Genomic DNA, 15,019 nt, shown 5'->3' on the forward strand with positions numbered 1-15,019 from the left:
CCGCTCGCTCGACCGTGGCGCCCGCTTCGTACAGTGGGCGCCATGTCGGCCGAACCTCCCGCCTCCCCTGAATCACCCCTCATACAGAGCCTGCGTACGGCCGTCGCCGCCGCACCTCAGGACGTCCCCCTGCGCCTGCACCTCGCCCAACTCCTCCTGGAATCGGGCCAGTCGCACGCCGCGATCGCCGAAGCCGCCGTGGCCCTGCAGCACGCGCCGGGCGACGCACAGGCCCAGCAGCTGATGGCCCGCGCGATGGGCGGCCCTGCCCCCGCCCCCGTTCAGCAGGCGGCGACCGAGCCCCGCTTCGACTGGAAGGCCGCCGAGGACCAGGTCGGCGACGCCGTCCCGCCCCGGTTCGTGGAGGCGCCGCTCGCCGAGGACGGCAGCGGGGACCCCGGCGACGCGGAGGCGTGGGACGTCGAGGACACGGCGGCGCCCGGCGCCGTCCGGCTCGCCGACGTCGGCGGCATGCAGGACGTCAAGGACCGCCTCGAAGCCGCGTTCCTCGCCCCCCTGCGCAACCCCGAACTGCGCAAGCTGTACGGGAAGAGCCTGCGGGGCGGCCTCCTCCTGTACGGGCCTCCCGGCTGCGGAAAGACCTTCATCGCCCGCGCCGTCGCCGGTGAACTCGGCGCCAGTTTCCTGTCGGTGTCGGTCAACGACGTCCTCGACATGTGGATCGGCAACTCCGAGCGCAACATGCACGAGGTCTTCGAGACCGCCCGCCGTCAGGCCCCCTGCGTCGTGTTCCTGGACGAACTGGACGCCCTGGGCGGAAAGCGCAGCCGCACCCAGAGCAGCGGCATGCGCAACACCGTCAACCAGCTGCTCACCGAGCTCGACGGCGTCGACGCCGCGGCCAACGAGGGCGTCTTCGTGCTCGCCGCGACGAACGTCCCCTGGGACGTCGACGTCGCCCTGCGCCGCCCCGGCCGCTTCGACCGCACCCTGCTCGTGCTGCCGCCCGACGCCCCGGCCCGTGAGGCCATCCTCCGCTACCACCTGCGCGAACGCCCCATCGAGAACGTCGACTTGGGCAAGCTCGCCAAGGCCACCGACGGCCTCTCCGGCGCCGACCTCGCCCACATCTGCGAGGGGGCGGCCGAGACCGCGCTGCTCGACTCGGCGCGCACCGGCACCGCCCGCATGATCGGCATGAAGGACCTGCTCGGCGCGGTCAAGCAGACCGTGCCGTCCGCCGACCCCTGGTTCGCGTCCGCCCGCAACGTGGCGATGTACGCGAACGAGGGCGGCACGTACGACGACCTTGTCGCCTACCTGAAGAAGAAGCGGAAGCTGTGAGTCTGGATCAGGCGGTCGAGCGGGCCGAGGGGCTCGTCGCGCTCGAACGGTACGACGAAGCGGTGGAGCTCCTCGGGCGCAGGCTCGCCGAGGAGCCCGACGACGTGGCGGCGTGGGAGCAGCTCGCCCGCTGTCAGCTGAGGGCCGACCGCCCGCGGCAGGCGCTGGAGGCGACCGAGCGGGCCCTGCAGCTCACGCCGGAGAACGTCAACGTCCTTCTGGTGCACTCCCAGGCGCTGCGGCTGAGCGGCGCCGGCCTGGACAAGGCGGAGGACGCGCTGCGTGCGGCGGTCCGGCTCAACCCGCAGTTCTGGGGCGGCTACTCGATGCTCGCCGACCTGGTGTTCCGGGCGGCCGTCGTCCGCCGCGGCAAGGAGATCGGTCCCGGTGGGCGCCTGGAGTTCGCTGACATCCAGGCGGTGGCCGGTGAGGCGAGGGAGCTGGCCCGGGAGGCGATCCGCCTCGGTCCGGAGGAGATCGGCGCGTACGAGACCGCGAAGTTCATCGCCGACCTCTCCGGCGACAAGGAGACCGTCGACGCGATGGAGCGCGCCATCCTGCGGCTCGACCCCACGCACCAGGAGGCGCTGGCCGGGCAGACGCGGAAGGCCGCCAACACCCCGGGCACGCGCGCCGCCGACGCGGCCGACATGGTGGCCGACGCGCTCGCCGCAGCCCCCGGATCACCGGTGCTGCAGAGCGAACTCGACGCCGCCACCTACCGGATGCTGCGCGGCACCCGCTGGCTCGCGCTGTTCTGTCTCCTGCTCATCGCCGCGAGCGCCCTCGACCTGTACCCGACCGACGGCGAGACCCCGCTCGAACTGCCGCTCTCCCTCGGCCAGCGGCTGTGGAACCTGGTGCCGCTCACCGCGATCTGGCTGCTCGGCGCGGCGCTGCGGTTCTACCGGCGGCGCAAGGGCGTCCGCCTGAACGTGCGTTCCTTGCTGCGCCGCGACGGGTGGGCCCGGCTGGCCGCGGGGCAGTCCGCCGCCGTGATGGCCTGCACGCTGGTGCTCGACCTGGTGCCGTGGACCGAACGAGGGATCCCCAGAACGCTGTTCTGGATCGCCCTGGTGACGACGCTCCTGACGATGTGGGTCGACCGTCCGTCCGTACGGAAGACGTTCCGGGAGGCGTCGAGGCGGCGCTGAGGCCGTGAGACGCCGCTGAGGGCGCGCCAAGGGCCGGAACCCCGCAGGGGGGTTCCGGCCCTTGGCTGTGCTCTGTGTGCGGCCCTCAGAGGACGCGGACGGCGCCCGAGGCGGGGTAGCCGGACAGGTCCTGGATGACAACGCCCTTGCCGGGGTTGGCGGCGTCCAGGTACTGGCCGTTACCGATGTAGACACCCACGTGGTACGCGGAGCCCTTGCCGCCCCAGTACAGGATGTCGCCGACCTGCAGGTTCGAGGTGCCGACCTCGGTGCCCATCGTCGACTGGTCCTGGGAGACGCGCGGCAGGCTCACGCCGGCCTGCTTGAAGGCGGCCTGGACGAGGCTGGAGCAGTCCCAGGCGTTGGGGCCGGAGGCGCCCATGACGTAGGCGTCGCCGAGCTGCGCCTTGAGGAAGCTGATGACGGAGCCGACGCTGCCGCTCGGGGCGCTCACGGACGAACCGGAGTCGTCCGAGGCGGAGGAGGACTGCGTGGAGAGGTCCGTGCGCTCGGCGGAGCGGGAGGCGCGCTCGGCGGCGGCCTTCTTCTTCGCGGCGGCCTCGGCCTTGGCCTTCGCCTTGGCTTCCTTCTCGGCCTTCGCCTGGTCGGCCGCGGCCTGCTTGGCGGCCTTGGCGGCGGCGGCGTCCTGCTCGGCGCGGGACTCGTAGGCGTCCGCGGTCTGCTGGGTGGCGTCCGCGGACTGGGCGATCTGCGTGGACAGGTCGCTCGTGAGCGTGGGCATCTCGATGGTCTCGGTCACCGGCTCGGCGGCGTTCGCCGTACCAGCGGCGCCGGCCACTGCCAGGGTGCTGAGGACGCCACCGGCAACTCCTGCGCGCAGGGCCATCTTCGACGCGCTGCGGCGGGGCTTCCGGTGGCTGGGTATGTGAGCGGTGTGGGACATGAGAACAACCGCTATCAGGGACCCACGGTTCCCTTCAAGAAACGTGTGGTGCGCCACAGTTACGGAATCCAGCCCCGAATCCCGGGCGTGTCGCTTCTTATTGACGCCGTAACGGGCAATGCGGACACGGTCGATCACGCCTGTGATCATGGGTTTTCTGTGATACGTCCGAATTGCCCGTGGACTACCACCCGTTGAGGCCAATGGCCAAGCCCGGTTTATTGGGCCCGAAGGGTGCTGTGGCACAGGTCACAGCATGACCCCCTCGGGGATCTCCCTGAGATCTCGCTGAGACCTCCCTGAGATGTCCCGTAAATCTGTGGGCCGTTCGGAAGGCCATGGAGGGGACTGTCGGCCGGCGCTCGTGAACGTGTGCACGCATCGGCACCCCCGCACCTCCATTCACACTCGCCCCGCCCTGATGTGAACGCGGCTCCTCTATCAAGCGCGCGCGTCCAGCGCCAATTTGCTTGAGCGGTCTACCTCTTGATAGTGCGAACCCGCTCTCACCAGGGGTGACGCACTGAGATGTCACCTCTGGTGATCACTCAGGCGCTTCGCGTACGAAGATCACCGCTCATCCGACTTCATGATCCTTCGTCAGGTGGTGGAGATCACAAAGCAGTTGTCGTACCCCGTGTCGCAGATCACAGACCGGCGGGCATAAGATGCGGGGCAGTTGGGCTTGTGACCTGCTTCACATGTAAGCGATCTTCGGCAGGAATCAGGACCAGCGCCGCCAGCAGTCAGTGCCGACTGAGAGGAGCGAGGAGCGGTGAACGCGTATGCGCCCATCCTCGTACTGGGAGCCCTCGGGGCAGGCTTTGCGATCTTCTCCGTGGTCATGGCCACGCTGATCGGTCCGAAGCGCTACAACCGGGCCAAGCTCGAAGCCTATGAGTGCGGCATCGAGCCGACGCCGACACCGGCCGGCGGTGGGCGTTTCCCCATCAAGTACTACCTGACGGCGATGCTCTTCATCGTCTTCGACATCGAGATCGTCTTCCTCTACCCCTGGGCCGTCACCTTCGACGCCCTGGGGATTTTCGGGCTCGTGGAGATGCTGCTCTTCGTGCTCACCGTCTTCGTCGCGTACGCGTACGTGTGGCGGCGCGGCGGCCTGGAATGGGACTGAGGGGCCAGGAGCTATGGGACTCGAAGAAAAGCTGCCGAGCGGATTCCTGCTGACCACCGTCGAACAGGCCGCGGGCTGGGTGCGCAAGTCATCCGTCTTTCCGGCCACGTTCGGCCTCGCGTGCTGCGCCATCGAGATGATGACGACCGGCGCCGGGCGCTATGACCTGGCGCGCTTCGGCATGGAGGTCTTCCGGGGATCGCCGCGACAGGCGGACCTGATGATCGTGGCCGGGCGGGTGAGCCAGAAGATGGCGCCCGTCCTGCGGCAGGTCTATGACCAGATGCCGAACCCCAAGTGGGTCATTTCCATGGGGGTTTGCGCCTCATCGGGCGGGATGTTCAACAATTACGCAATTGTTCAGGGTGTAGACCACATTGTCCCAGTTGACATCTATTTGCCCGGCTGTCCGCCGCGGCCCGAGATGCTGATGGACGCGATTCTCAAGCTCCACCAGAAGATCCAGACCTCCAAGCTCGGCGTGAACGCCGAGGAGGCGGCCCGCGAGGCGGAGGAGGCGGCCCTCAAGGCGCTCCCCACCATCGAGATGAAGGGGCTGCTGCGGTGAGCGACGCGCACAGCAACGGGACCAATCCCGAAAAGGACCTCAGCGCCGCCAACCTCCCGGGCCAGCGCGGCGACCAGGGCGAGGAGATCCGCGTCCAGCGCGGCATGTTCGGCGCCGACAAGGGCGGCGACACCTCCGGCTACGGCGGCCTGGTCCGCTCGATCCGGATGCCCGGCGAGTCCACCCGCCCCTACGGAGGCTGGTTCGACGAGGTCGCCGACGAGCTGGAGGGCGCCCTGGAGGAACAGGGCCTCGTCCCCGAGAACGCGATCGAGAAGACCGTCGTCGACCGCGCCGAGCTCACCTTCCACATCGCGCGCGAGCACCTCGTCCGCGTCGCCCGCACCCTGCGCGACGACCCGGCCCTGCGCTTCGAGCTGTGCACCGGCGTGAGCGGCGTGCACTACCCCGGCGACAAGGGCCGTGAGCTGCACGCCGTCTACCACCTGCGCTCGATCACCCACAACCGGCTGATCCGCCTCGAAGTGAGCGCGCCGGACGACGATCCGCACGTCCCCTCGCTGGTCCCCGTCTACCCGACGAACGACTGGCACGAGCGCGAGGCGTACGACTTCTTCGGCCTGATCTTCGACGGCCACCCGGCGCTGACGCGGATCATGATGCCGGACGACTGGCAGGGCTTCCCGCAGCGCAAGGACTACCCCCTCGGCGGCATCGCCGTCGAGTACAAGGGCGCCCAGATCCCGGCTCCGGACCAGCGGAGGTCGTACAGCTGATGTCTGCCACTCAGGGAACATCCACTTCCCAGGCTTCCGCCCGCGAGACCACCGAGGGCACCGTATATACGGTCACCGGTGGCGACTGGGACGAGGTCGTCCAGTCCGCGGCCAAGTCCGACGACGAGCGCATCATCGTCAACATGGGTCCGCAGCACCCGTCCACGCACGGGGTGCTGCGCCTGATCCTGGAGATCGACGGCGAGACGGTCACCGAGGCCCGCTGCGGCATCGGCTATCTGCACACGGGCATCGAGAAGAACCTCGAGTACCGCACGTGGACGCAGGGGACCACCTTCGTCACGCGCATGGACTACCTGACGCCGTTCTACAACGAGGCGGGGTACTGCCTCGCCGTCGAGAAGCTCCTCGGCATCGAGGACGACGTCCCGGACCGGGCGAACATCATCCGCGTGCTCCTGATGGAGCTGAACCGGATGTCCTCGCACCTCGTCGCCATCGCCACCGGCGGTATGGAGCTCGGCGCCACGACGATCATGATCTACGGCTTCCGTGATCGTGAACTCATTCTCGACATCTACGAGTTGATCACCGGCCTCCGGATGAACCACGCGTACATCCGGCCCGGCGGCCTCGCCCAGGACCTGCCCCCGGGCGCCGTGGACCAGATCCGCGAGTTCGTGAAGAAGATGAAGAAGAACCTCCCGGAGTACGACAAGCTCGCCACCGGGAACCCCATCTTCAAGGCCCGCATGCAGGACGTCGGCTATCTGGACCTGGCCGGCTGCATGGCCCTCGGCGCCACCGGCCCCGTCCTGCGCTCGGCCGGACTCCCGCACGACCTGCGCAAGACCCAGCCGTACTGCGGCTACGAGACGTACGACTTCGACGTCCCGACCGCCGACACCTGCGACTCCTACGGGCGCTTCCTGATCCGCCTGGAGGAGATGCGGCAGTCGCTGCGCATCGTCGAGCAGTGCCTGGACCGGCTCGCCCCCGGACCCGTCATGGTCGGGGACAAGAAGATCGCCTGGCCCGCCCAACTCGCCCTCGGCCCTGACGGCCTGGGCAACTCGCTCGACCACATCAAGAAGATCATGGGCACCTCCATGGAGTCCCTGATCCACCACTTCAAGCTGGTGACCGAGGGCTTCCGGGTCCCGCCGGGACAGGCGTACGCCGCCGTGGAGTCGCCCAAGGGCGAACTCGGCGTGCACGCCGTGTCCGACGGCGGCACCCGTCCCTTCCGGGTCCACTTCCGCGACCCGTCCTTCACCAACCTCCAGGCCATGGCGGCGATGTGCGAGGGCGGCCAGGTCGCCGACGTCATCGTCGCCGTCGCGTCCATCGACCCCGTGATGGGAGGCGTCGACCGGTGACCGCCACACCTTCCGAGGGCGTGAGCCTGGGGATGCCCCAGCTGCCCGCCCCCGACTACCCGGCCGACGTACGGGCCCGGCTCGAAGCGGACGCGAAGGAAGTCGTCGCCCGCTACCCGGACTCGCGCTCCGCGCTCCTTCCGCTGCTGCACCTCGTGCAGTCGGAGGAGGGCCATGTCACGCGCACCGGCATGCAGTTCTGCGCGGACGTGCTCGGCCTGACCACGGCCGAGGTCACGGCGGTCGCGACCTTCTACACGATGTACCGCCGCAAGCCGAGCGGCGACTACCAAGTGGGCGTCTGCACCAACACGTTGTGCGCCGTCATGGGCGGCGACGCCATCTTCGAGGAGCTCAAGGAGTACCTCGGCGTCGGCAACAGCGAGACCACCGAGGACGGCAAGGTCACCCTCGAACACATCGAGTGCAACGCGGCCTGCGACTTCGCCCCCGTGGTGATGGTCAACTGGGAGTTCTTCGACAACCAGACCCCCGAGTCCGCCAAGCGCCTCGTCGACGACCTGCGCGACGGGAAGGTCGTCAGGCCCAGCCGCGGTGCGCCCCTGTGCACGTACAAGGAGACCGCCCGCATCCTCGCCGGGTTCCCGGACGAGCGGGAGGGCGCCGTCGAGGCGAGCGGCGCCGCCGGGCCCGCGTCGCTGATCGGGCTGCGCCTGGCCAAGGGCGAGGTGGCGGCCGCGAAGGTGGTCTCGCCGCGCTCCTCGGGCTACCCGAGCGACGAGCCGCCCGCCGGACACCCGAGCTCACACGACGCGCCGCAGACGACCTCGGCCTCCGACCCGGCGCACCCGGCCGGACCGACTGCCGAGGAGGGGGAGTGATGACGTTGGCAGCCGAGATCAACGAGACGAGCCCGGAGAAGCTGCTCTCGCCGGTCCTGTCGGCCTTCTGGGACGAGGAGAAGTCCTGGACGCTCGACGTCTACCGCCGCCACGAGGGATACGAGGGGCTGCGCAAGGCCCTCGCGATGGCGCCGGACGACCTCATCGCCTACGTGAAGGACGCGGGGCTGCGCGGCCGCGGCGGCGCCGGCTTCCCCACCGGAATGAAGTGGCAGTTCATCCCGCAGGGCGACGGCAAGCCGCACTACCTCGTCGTCAACGCCGACGAGTCGGAGCCCGGGACCTGCAAGGACATCCCCCTCCTCTTCGCCAACCCGCACTCCCTCATCGAGGGCATGGTGATCGCCTGCTACGCGATCCGCTCCTCGCACGCCTTCATCTATCTGCGCGGTGAAGTCGTCCCCGTACTGCGGCGGTTGCACGAGGCCGTGCGCGAGGCGTACGACGCGGGCTTCCTCGGCAAGGACATCCTCGGCAGCGGACTCGACCTCGACATCACCGTGCACGCGGGCGCGGGCGCGTACATCTGCGGTGAGGAGACCGCGCTGCTCGACTCGCTCGAGGGCCGCCGCGGCCAGCCGCGACTGCGTCCCCCCTTCCCTGCGGTCGCCGGCCTCTACGCCTGCCCCACTGTGGTGAACAACGTCGAGTCCATCGCTTCTGTTCCCGCGATCCTTCAGCGCGGCAAGGAGTGGTTCAAGTCGATGGGGAGCGAGAAGTCCCCCGGCTTCACGCTGTACTCGCTGAGCGGGCACGTCGCCTCGCCCGGCCAGTACGAGGCGCCGCTCGGCATCACGCTGCGCCAGCTCCTCGACATGAGCGGCGGCATGCGCCCCGGGCACCGGCTCAAGTTCTGGACGCCGGGCGGCAGTTCGACCCCGATGTTCACCGACGAGCACCTGGACGTCCCCCTGGACTACGAGGGGGTCGGCGCCGCCGGATCCATGCTCGGCACCAAGGCCCTCCAGTGCTTCGACGAGACGACGTGCGTCGTGCGCGCCGTCACCCGCTGGACCGAGTTCTACGCCCACGAGTCCTGCGGAAAGTGCACGCCGTGCCGCGAAGGAACGTACTGGCTCGTGCAGTTGCTCCGGGACATCGAGGACGGCAAGGGCGTCATGTCCGACCTCGACAAGCTGAACGACATCGCCGACAACATCAACGGCAAGTCCTTCTGCGCCCTCGGTGACGGCGCCGCCTCGCCGATCTTCTCCTCGCTCAAGTACTTCCGCGAGGAGTACGAGCAGCACATCACCGGCGGCGGCTGCCCCTTCGACCCCGCCAAGTCGACCGCCTGGGCCGACCGGCCCGCCGGTAGCACCTCGGAGGTGAACGCATGACAGTGACCACGAACAGCGCTCCCTCCGGGGGAGGGGAGGCGTCCGTTCCGCCGGAGGACCTCGTCTCGCTGACCATCGACGGCATCGACATCAGCGTCCCCAAGGGGACGCTGGTGATCCGCGCCGCCGAGCTGCTCGGCATCGAGATCCCCCGGTTCTGCGACCACCCGCTGCTCGACCCGGCGGGCGCCTGCCGCCAGTGCATCGTCGAGGTGGAGGGCCAGCGCAAGCCGATGGCCTCCTGCACGATCACGTGCACCGACGGGATGGTCGTCAAGTCGCAGCTCACCTCGCCGGTCGCCGAGAAGGCCCAGCACGGCGTGATGGAGCTGCTGCTCATCAACCACCCGCTGGACTGCCCGGTCTGCGACAAGGGCGGCGAGTGCCCGCTGCAGAACCAGGCGATGTCGCACGGCAACGCGGAGTCCCGCTTCGAGGGCAAGAAGCGGACGTACGAGAAGCCGGTGCCGATCTCCACACAGGTGCTGCTCGACCGCGAGCGGTGCGTGCTGTGCGCGCGCTGCACCCGGTTCAGCAACCAGATCGCCGGCGACCCGATGATCGAGCTCATCGAGCGGGGCGCGCTCCAGCAGGTCGGCACCGGCGAGGGCGACCCCTTCGAGTCGTACTTCTCCGGGAACACCATCCAGATCTGCCCGGTGGGCGCGCTCACCTCGCAGGCGTACCGGTTCCGCTCCCGGCCCTTCGACCTGGTGTCGTCGCCTTCGGTGTGCGAGCACTGCTCCGGCGGCTGCGCGACCCGCACCGACCACCGGCGCGGCAAGGTCATGCGGCGGCTCGCCCAGGACGACCCCGAGGTCAACGAGGAGTGGATCTGCGACAAGGGGCGGTTCGGCTTCCGGTACGCGCAGAAGCCGGACCGGCTCACGACCCCGCTGGTGCGGAACGCCTCAACGGGTGAGCTGGAGCCCGCCAGTTGGCCAGAGGCGCTCGCGGCTGCCGCCACCGGTCTCGCCGCCGCGCGCGGGCGTGCCGGGGTGCTCGTCGGCGGCCGGCTGACCGTCGAGGACGCCTACGCCTACAGCAAGTACGCGCGCGTGGCGCTCGACACGAACGACATCGACTTCCGCGCGCGGGTGCACAGCAGCGAAGAGGCCGACTTCCTGGCGGCGCGGGTCGCCGGGCGCGGCCGGGACCTCGACGGGAGCGGCGTCACGTACACCGCCCTGGAGAAGGCGCCCGCGGTGCTGCTCGCCGGGTTCGAGTCCGAGGAGGAGGCGCCCGGGGTCTTCCTGCGACTTCGTAAGGCGTGGCGCAAGCACGGCCAGCGCACCTTCTCCCTGGCGCCGTTCGCGACGCGTGGCCTTGAGAAGGCGGGCGGCACGCTGCTGCCCGCCGCGCCGGGCACCGAGACGGAGTGGCTGGACGCGCTCGCCGCCGGGGTCGGCCTGGAGGCCGACGGGACGGCGGCGGCCGAGGCGCTGCGCGCCGACGGCGCGGTGATCGTCGTCGGTGAGCGGCTCGCGGGCGTGCCCGGCGGGCTCACCGCCGCCGTACGGGCCGCGTCCGCGACCGGCGCCCACCTGGTGTGGATCCCGCGCCGGGCGGGCGAGCGGGCCGCGGTCGAGGCGGGCGCGCTGCCGTCGGTGCTTCCGGGCGGGCGCCCGGCGACCGACCCGCGCGCGCGTGACGAGGTCGCGAGCGCGTGGAACGTCGCCGAACTCCCGCACCGCTACGGCCGCGACACCGGCCAGATCGTGGAGGCCGCCGCCACCGGCGAGCTGCGGGCGCTGCTCGTGGCGGGCGTCGAGGTCGCGGACCTGCCCGACCCCACGCGCGCGCGTGAGGCGCTCGACGAGGTGGCCTTCGTGGTCTCCCTGGAGCTGCGGCCGAGCGAGGTGACCGAGCGTGCGGACGTGGTTCTTCCGGTCGCGGCCGTCGCCGAGAAGCCGGGCACGTTCCTCAACTGGGAGGGACGGGCCCGGATGTTCGAGGCGGCGCTGAAGCCCGACCAGATGACCCGCACGCTCGCGCCGACCGACGCGCGCGTGCTGCAGATGCTGGCCGACGCGGGCGACGTCCACCTGGGCCTGCCCGACATCGTCACCATCCGCCGCGAGCTGGACCGGCTCGGCGGCTGGGACGGGCCGCACGCGACGGAGCCGCTGGAGACGGCGGTGCAGCCGCCGCGGCCCGGCGCCGGGGAGGCCGTGCTCGCGGGCCACCGGCTGCTGCTCGACCAGGGCCGCCTCCAGGAGGGCGACGAGGCGCTCGCGGGCACACGGCACGCGGCACACGCGCGTGTGTCGGCCGCCACCGCCGCCGAGGTGGGCGTCAAGGACGGCGACGTCCTCGCGGTGACCGGCACCGCCGGGCGCACCGAACTCCCGCTCCAGGTCACGGAGATGCCGGACCGCGTGGTGTGGCTGCCGCTCAACTCCACCGGAGGGGGCGTCGCCGCCGACACGGGCGCCGTACCGGGCGCGCTGGTCAAGATCGGCCCGGCCGTCCGCGTCGAGCCCGCTCAGGAGCAGGAGGTGCAGTCATGATGCCGCTCGCAGCCGACACGCTGCCGCTGGCCGCCGAGGATCTCTCCATGTTCGGGCGCGACCCCTGGTGGCTGGTCGCCATCAAGGCGGTCTTCTGCTTCGCCTTCCTGATGGTGACGGTGCTCTTCTCCATCGTCTGGGAGCGCAAGGTCGTCGCCTGGATGCAGCTGCGCATCGGCCCCAACCGGCACGGCCCCTGGGGCATGCTCCAGTCCCTCGCGGACGGCATCAAGCTGATGCTCAAGGAGGACCTGATCGTCAAGCGTGCGGACAAGGTGGTCTATGTCCTCGCGCCGATCGTCGCCGCCATCCCGGCCTTCATGGCGATCGCGGTGATCCCCTTCGGTCCGGCAGGCAACGAGATCTCGATCTTCGGCCACCGCACCACGATGCAGCTCACCGACCTGCCGATCGCGATGCTCTACATCCTCGCGGTCGCCTCGGTCGGCATCTACGGCATCGTGCTCGCGGGCTGGAGCTCCGGCTCCACGTATCCGCTGCTCGGCGGCCTGCGCTCGTGCGCGCAGATGATCTCGTACGAGATCGCCATGGGCGCCGCGTTCGCCTCGGTGTTCCTCTACTCCGGGTCGATGTCGACCTCGGCGATCGTGGAGGCGCAGGCGGACCGCTGGTACGTGCTGCTGCTCCCGGTCTCGTTCCTGATCTACATCGTGACGATGGTCGGCGAGACCAACCGCGCCCCGTTCGACATGCCGGAGTCCGAGGGCGACCTGGTGGGCGGCTTCAACACCGAGTACTCGTCCATCAAGTTCGCGATGTTCATGCTCGCCGAGTACGTCAACATGGTCACCGTCTCGGCGGTCTCGGTCACGCTCTTCCTGGGCGGCTGGCGGGCCCCGTGGCCCATCTCCACCTTCTGGGAGGGCGCGAACCACGGCTGGTGGCCGATGGCCTGGTTCGTGCTCAAGGTCCAGCTGCTGCTGTTCTTCTTCATCTGGCTGCGCGGCACGCTGCCCCGCGTCCGCTACGACCAGCTGATGAAGCTCGGCTGGAAGGTCCTCATCCCGATCTCCGTGGTCTGGCTGATGCTCGTCGCCACCGTGCGGGCGATGCGGAACGAGGACTACGACTTCACCTCGATCGCGCTCTATGTGGGCGGCGCCGTCATCGCGCTCCTGCTGCTCTCCGTGGTCGTCGACATCTTCCGGGACAAGCGCGGCAAGGAGGAGGCGGCAGCGCGGGCCGAGCAGGAGTCCGACGCCGCCTTCGACCCGATGGCCGGGGGCTTCCCGGTGCCGCCGCTGCCCGGACAGACCCTGCCGCCCGTGCCGCGTCGACCGTCGCGCCAGGAGCGGGAGTTGATTGTCAGTGGTGGCCCGGATACTCAAAGTGACGGAAAGGAGGCGTCCGATGGCTGAGCAGTCCAAGCACCCCGCCCGGAAGGATCCGGCAGGGCTGCCGGAGCAGGCGCGCCAGTCGGCCGGGGCGAACCAGTCGGACCAGGGGTTCCAGAATCCCGTCGCGGGCTTCGGCGTGACCTTCAAGGCCATGTTCAAGAAGCGGCTGACCGAGCAGTATCCGGAGCAGCAGAAGACCACCGCTCCGCGCTTCCACGGCCGGCACCAGCTCAACCGCCACCCGGACGGCCTGGAGAAGTGCGTGGGCTGCGAGCTCTGCGCCTGGGCCTGTCCCGCGGACGCCATCTATGTGGAGGGCGCGGACAACACGGAGGAGGAGCGCTACTCCCCGGGCGAGCGGTACGGCCGCGTCTACCAGATCAACTACGCCCGCTGCATCCTGTGCGGCCTGTGCATCGAGGCGTGCCCCACGCGCGCGCTCACGATGACCAATGAGTTCGAGCTGGCCGACAGCAGCCGCGAGAACCTGATCTACACCAAGGAGCAGCTGCTCGCCGGGCTCGACGAGGGCATGGTCGACTCGCCGCACGCCATCTACCCGGGGATGGACGAGCAGGACTACTACCGGGGGCTGGTCACCGAGGCCGCCGCCGGGACGGTTCCCCAAGTCGCCGTCTCCAAGGGCGAGAAGGCCGAGGAGACGCCGCGGGCCAAGGAGGTGGAGGCGTGATGCAGCAACTCGCCGCCTACTCCACGTCCACCGGCGAGGCATTCCAGTTCTGGGTGCTCGGCACGGTCGCCGTGATCGGCGCGCTGTGCACGATCCTCATGAAGAAGGCCGTGCACAGCGCGCTGTGCCTGGCCGGGACCATGATCATCCTGGCGGTCTTCTACCTCGCCAACGGCGCGTACTTCCTGGGCATCGTCCAGATCGTCGTCTACACCGGCGCGATCATGATGCTCTTCCTGTTCGTCGTCATGCTGGTCGGCGTCACCGCCGCCGACTCCCTGAAGGAGACCATCAAGGGGCAGCGCTGGCTCGCCGCCCTGGGCGCCCTCGGCTTCGGCATCCTGCTCTGCGCCGGGATCGGGAACGCCTCCTTGAAGGAGTTCAACGGCCTCGGCAAGGCGAACGCGAACGGGAACGTGGAGGGACTCGCCTCCCTCATCTTCACGAAGTACGTCTTCGCCTTCGAGATCACCGGCGCCCTGCTGATCACGGCGACGGTCGGCGCGATGGTGCTCACCCACCGGGAGCGCACCGAGCGCGCCAAGACCCAGCGCGAGCTGGCCGAGCAGCGTGTGCGCGAGGGCAAGCACCTTCCGCCGCTGCCCGCCCCCGGTGTCTACGCCCGGCACAACGCGGTGGACATCGCGGGCCTGCTCCCGGACGGCACCCCGTCCGAGCTCACGGTCAACAAGACGCTGCGCGACCGCGGCCAGATCCGGGACGTGTCGGACGAGGCGATGGCCGACCTGCGCGCCCTGGAACAGCGCTCGGCCGAGCGCCTCGAGCGGACGTCGACCGAGGAGGCGTCGAAGTGAACCCGGTCAACTACCTCTATCTGTCCGCCCTGTTGTTCACGATCGGCGCCGCCGGCGTCCTGATCAGGCGGAACGCGATCGTGGTCTTCATGTGCATCGAGCTCATGCTGAACGCCTGCAACCTCGCGTTCGTCACGTTCTCCCGGCTGCACGGCAACCTCGATGGCCAGATCATCGCCTTCTTCACGATGGTCGTCGCCGCCGCGGAGGTCGTGGTCGGGCTCGCGATCATCGTGTCGCTGTTCCGCTCCCGCCACTCGGCCTCGGTCGACGACGCCAGCCTGATGAAGCTGTAAGGG

General features: G+C 69.7%; 14 protein-coding genes. 13 read left to right on the forward strand and 1 reads right to left on the reverse strand.

The window, feature by feature from the left end; translation table 11 throughout:
• Positions 1-42 precede the first annotated feature (42 nt).
• Both ACQB60_RS26595 and ACQB60_RS26600 read left to right on the forward strand, forming a co-directional pair.
• Positions 43-1,305 carry an ATP-binding protein gene (locus ACQB60_RS26595; RefSeq protein ID WP_496928649.1) on the forward strand — a complete coding sequence of 421 codons (1,263 nt, stop codon included), beginning with the start codon at positions 43-45 and terminating at the stop codon, positions 1,303-1,305.
• A complete protein-coding gene (locus tag ACQB60_RS26600) occupies positions 1,302-2,459 on the forward strand; it encodes a TPR domain-containing protein (protein ID WP_496928650.1) in 1,158 nt (385 codons plus the stop codon). Before ACQB60_RS26595 ends, ACQB60_RS26600 begins: the two co-directional genes overlap by 4 nt.
• 85 nt (positions 2,460-2,544) lie before the next feature.
• Here ACQB60_RS26600 and ACQB60_RS26605 read toward each other — a convergent pair whose 3' ends face one another.
• On the reverse strand, positions 2,545-3,363 hold the full coding sequence (locus tag ACQB60_RS26605; protein ID WP_496928651.1) for a C40 family peptidase: 819 nt from the start codon (positions 3,361-3,363) through the stop codon (positions 2,545-2,547).
• 775 nt (positions 3,364-4,138) lie between these two features.
• Between ACQB60_RS26605 and ACQB60_RS26610 the strand changes: the two genes are divergently transcribed.
• Genes ACQB60_RS26610 through nuoK form a run of 11 tightly spaced genes read left to right on the forward strand, consistent with a single transcriptional unit; the run spans position 4,139 to position 15,016 of the window.
• On the forward strand, positions 4,139-4,498 hold the full coding sequence (locus tag ACQB60_RS26610) for an NADH-quinone oxidoreductase subunit A (RefSeq protein ID WP_003992243.1): 360 nt from the start codon (positions 4,139-4,141) through the stop codon (positions 4,496-4,498).
• A gap of 13 nt (positions 4,499-4,511) precedes the next feature.
• Positions 4,512-5,066 carry a NuoB/complex I 20 kDa subunit family protein gene (locus ACQB60_RS26615; RefSeq protein WP_010041554.1) on the forward strand — a complete coding sequence of 185 codons (555 nt, stop codon included), beginning with the start codon at positions 4,512-4,514 and terminating at the stop codon, positions 5,064-5,066.
• Positions 5,063-5,803: an NADH-quinone oxidoreductase subunit C gene (locus tag ACQB60_RS26620; protein ID WP_496928652.1), complete on the forward strand. Its 741-nt coding sequence runs from the start codon at positions 5,063-5,065 to the stop codon at positions 5,801-5,803. Before ACQB60_RS26615 ends, ACQB60_RS26620 begins: the two co-directional genes overlap by 4 nt.
• Positions 5,803-7,143: an NADH-quinone oxidoreductase subunit D gene (locus ACQB60_RS26625; protein WP_496928653.1), complete on the forward strand. Its 1,341-nt coding sequence runs from the start codon at positions 5,803-5,805 to the stop codon at positions 7,141-7,143. The genes ACQB60_RS26620 and ACQB60_RS26625 overlap by 1 nt, the downstream gene beginning before the upstream one ends.
• A gap of 32 nt (positions 7,144-7,175) precedes the next feature.
• The gene (gene nuoE, locus ACQB60_RS26630) at positions 7,176-7,985 is read left to right on the forward strand and encodes an NADH-quinone oxidoreductase subunit NuoE (protein WP_496928733.1); all 810 of its coding nucleotides are present in this window, start codon (positions 7,176-7,178) and stop codon (positions 7,983-7,985) included.
• On the forward strand, positions 7,982-9,346 hold the full coding sequence (gene nuoF, locus ACQB60_RS26635) for an NADH-quinone oxidoreductase subunit NuoF (RefSeq protein WP_496928654.1): 1,365 nt from the start codon (positions 7,982-7,984) through the stop codon (positions 9,344-9,346). The genes nuoE and nuoF overlap by 4 nt, the downstream gene beginning before the upstream one ends.
• The gene (locus ACQB60_RS26640) at positions 9,343-11,856 is read left to right on the forward strand and encodes an NADH-quinone oxidoreductase subunit G (RefSeq protein ID WP_496928655.1); all 2,514 of its coding nucleotides are present in this window, start codon (positions 9,343-9,345) and stop codon (positions 11,854-11,856) included. The genes nuoF and ACQB60_RS26640 overlap by 4 nt, the downstream gene beginning before the upstream one ends.
• Complete coding sequence (gene nuoH / locus ACQB60_RS26645; RefSeq protein WP_384829702.1) at positions 11,853-13,235, forward strand: NADH-quinone oxidoreductase subunit NuoH; 1,383 nt, start codon at positions 11,853-11,855, stop codon at positions 13,233-13,235. The genes ACQB60_RS26640 and nuoH overlap by 4 nt, the downstream gene beginning before the upstream one ends.
• Complete coding sequence (nuoI, locus tag ACQB60_RS26650) at positions 13,228-13,905, forward strand: NADH-quinone oxidoreductase subunit NuoI (RefSeq protein ID WP_496928656.1); 678 nt, start codon at positions 13,228-13,230, stop codon at positions 13,903-13,905. Before nuoH ends, nuoI begins: the two co-directional genes overlap by 8 nt.
• A complete protein-coding gene (locus tag ACQB60_RS26655) occupies positions 13,902-14,720 on the forward strand; it encodes an NADH-quinone oxidoreductase subunit J (RefSeq protein ID WP_496928657.1) in 819 nt (272 codons plus the stop codon). Before nuoI ends, ACQB60_RS26655 begins: the two co-directional genes overlap by 4 nt.
• A complete protein-coding gene (nuoK, locus tag ACQB60_RS26660) occupies positions 14,717-15,016 on the forward strand; it encodes an NADH-quinone oxidoreductase subunit NuoK (protein WP_384829707.1) in 300 nt (99 codons plus the stop codon). The genes ACQB60_RS26655 and nuoK overlap by 4 nt, the downstream gene beginning before the upstream one ends.
• Positions 15,017-15,019: the final 3 nt, after the last annotated feature.

Source organism: Streptomyces odontotermitis, from assembly GCF_050510915.1.
Taxonomy (GTDB): domain Bacteria; phylum Actinomycetota; class Actinomycetes; order Streptomycetales; family Streptomycetaceae; genus Streptomyces.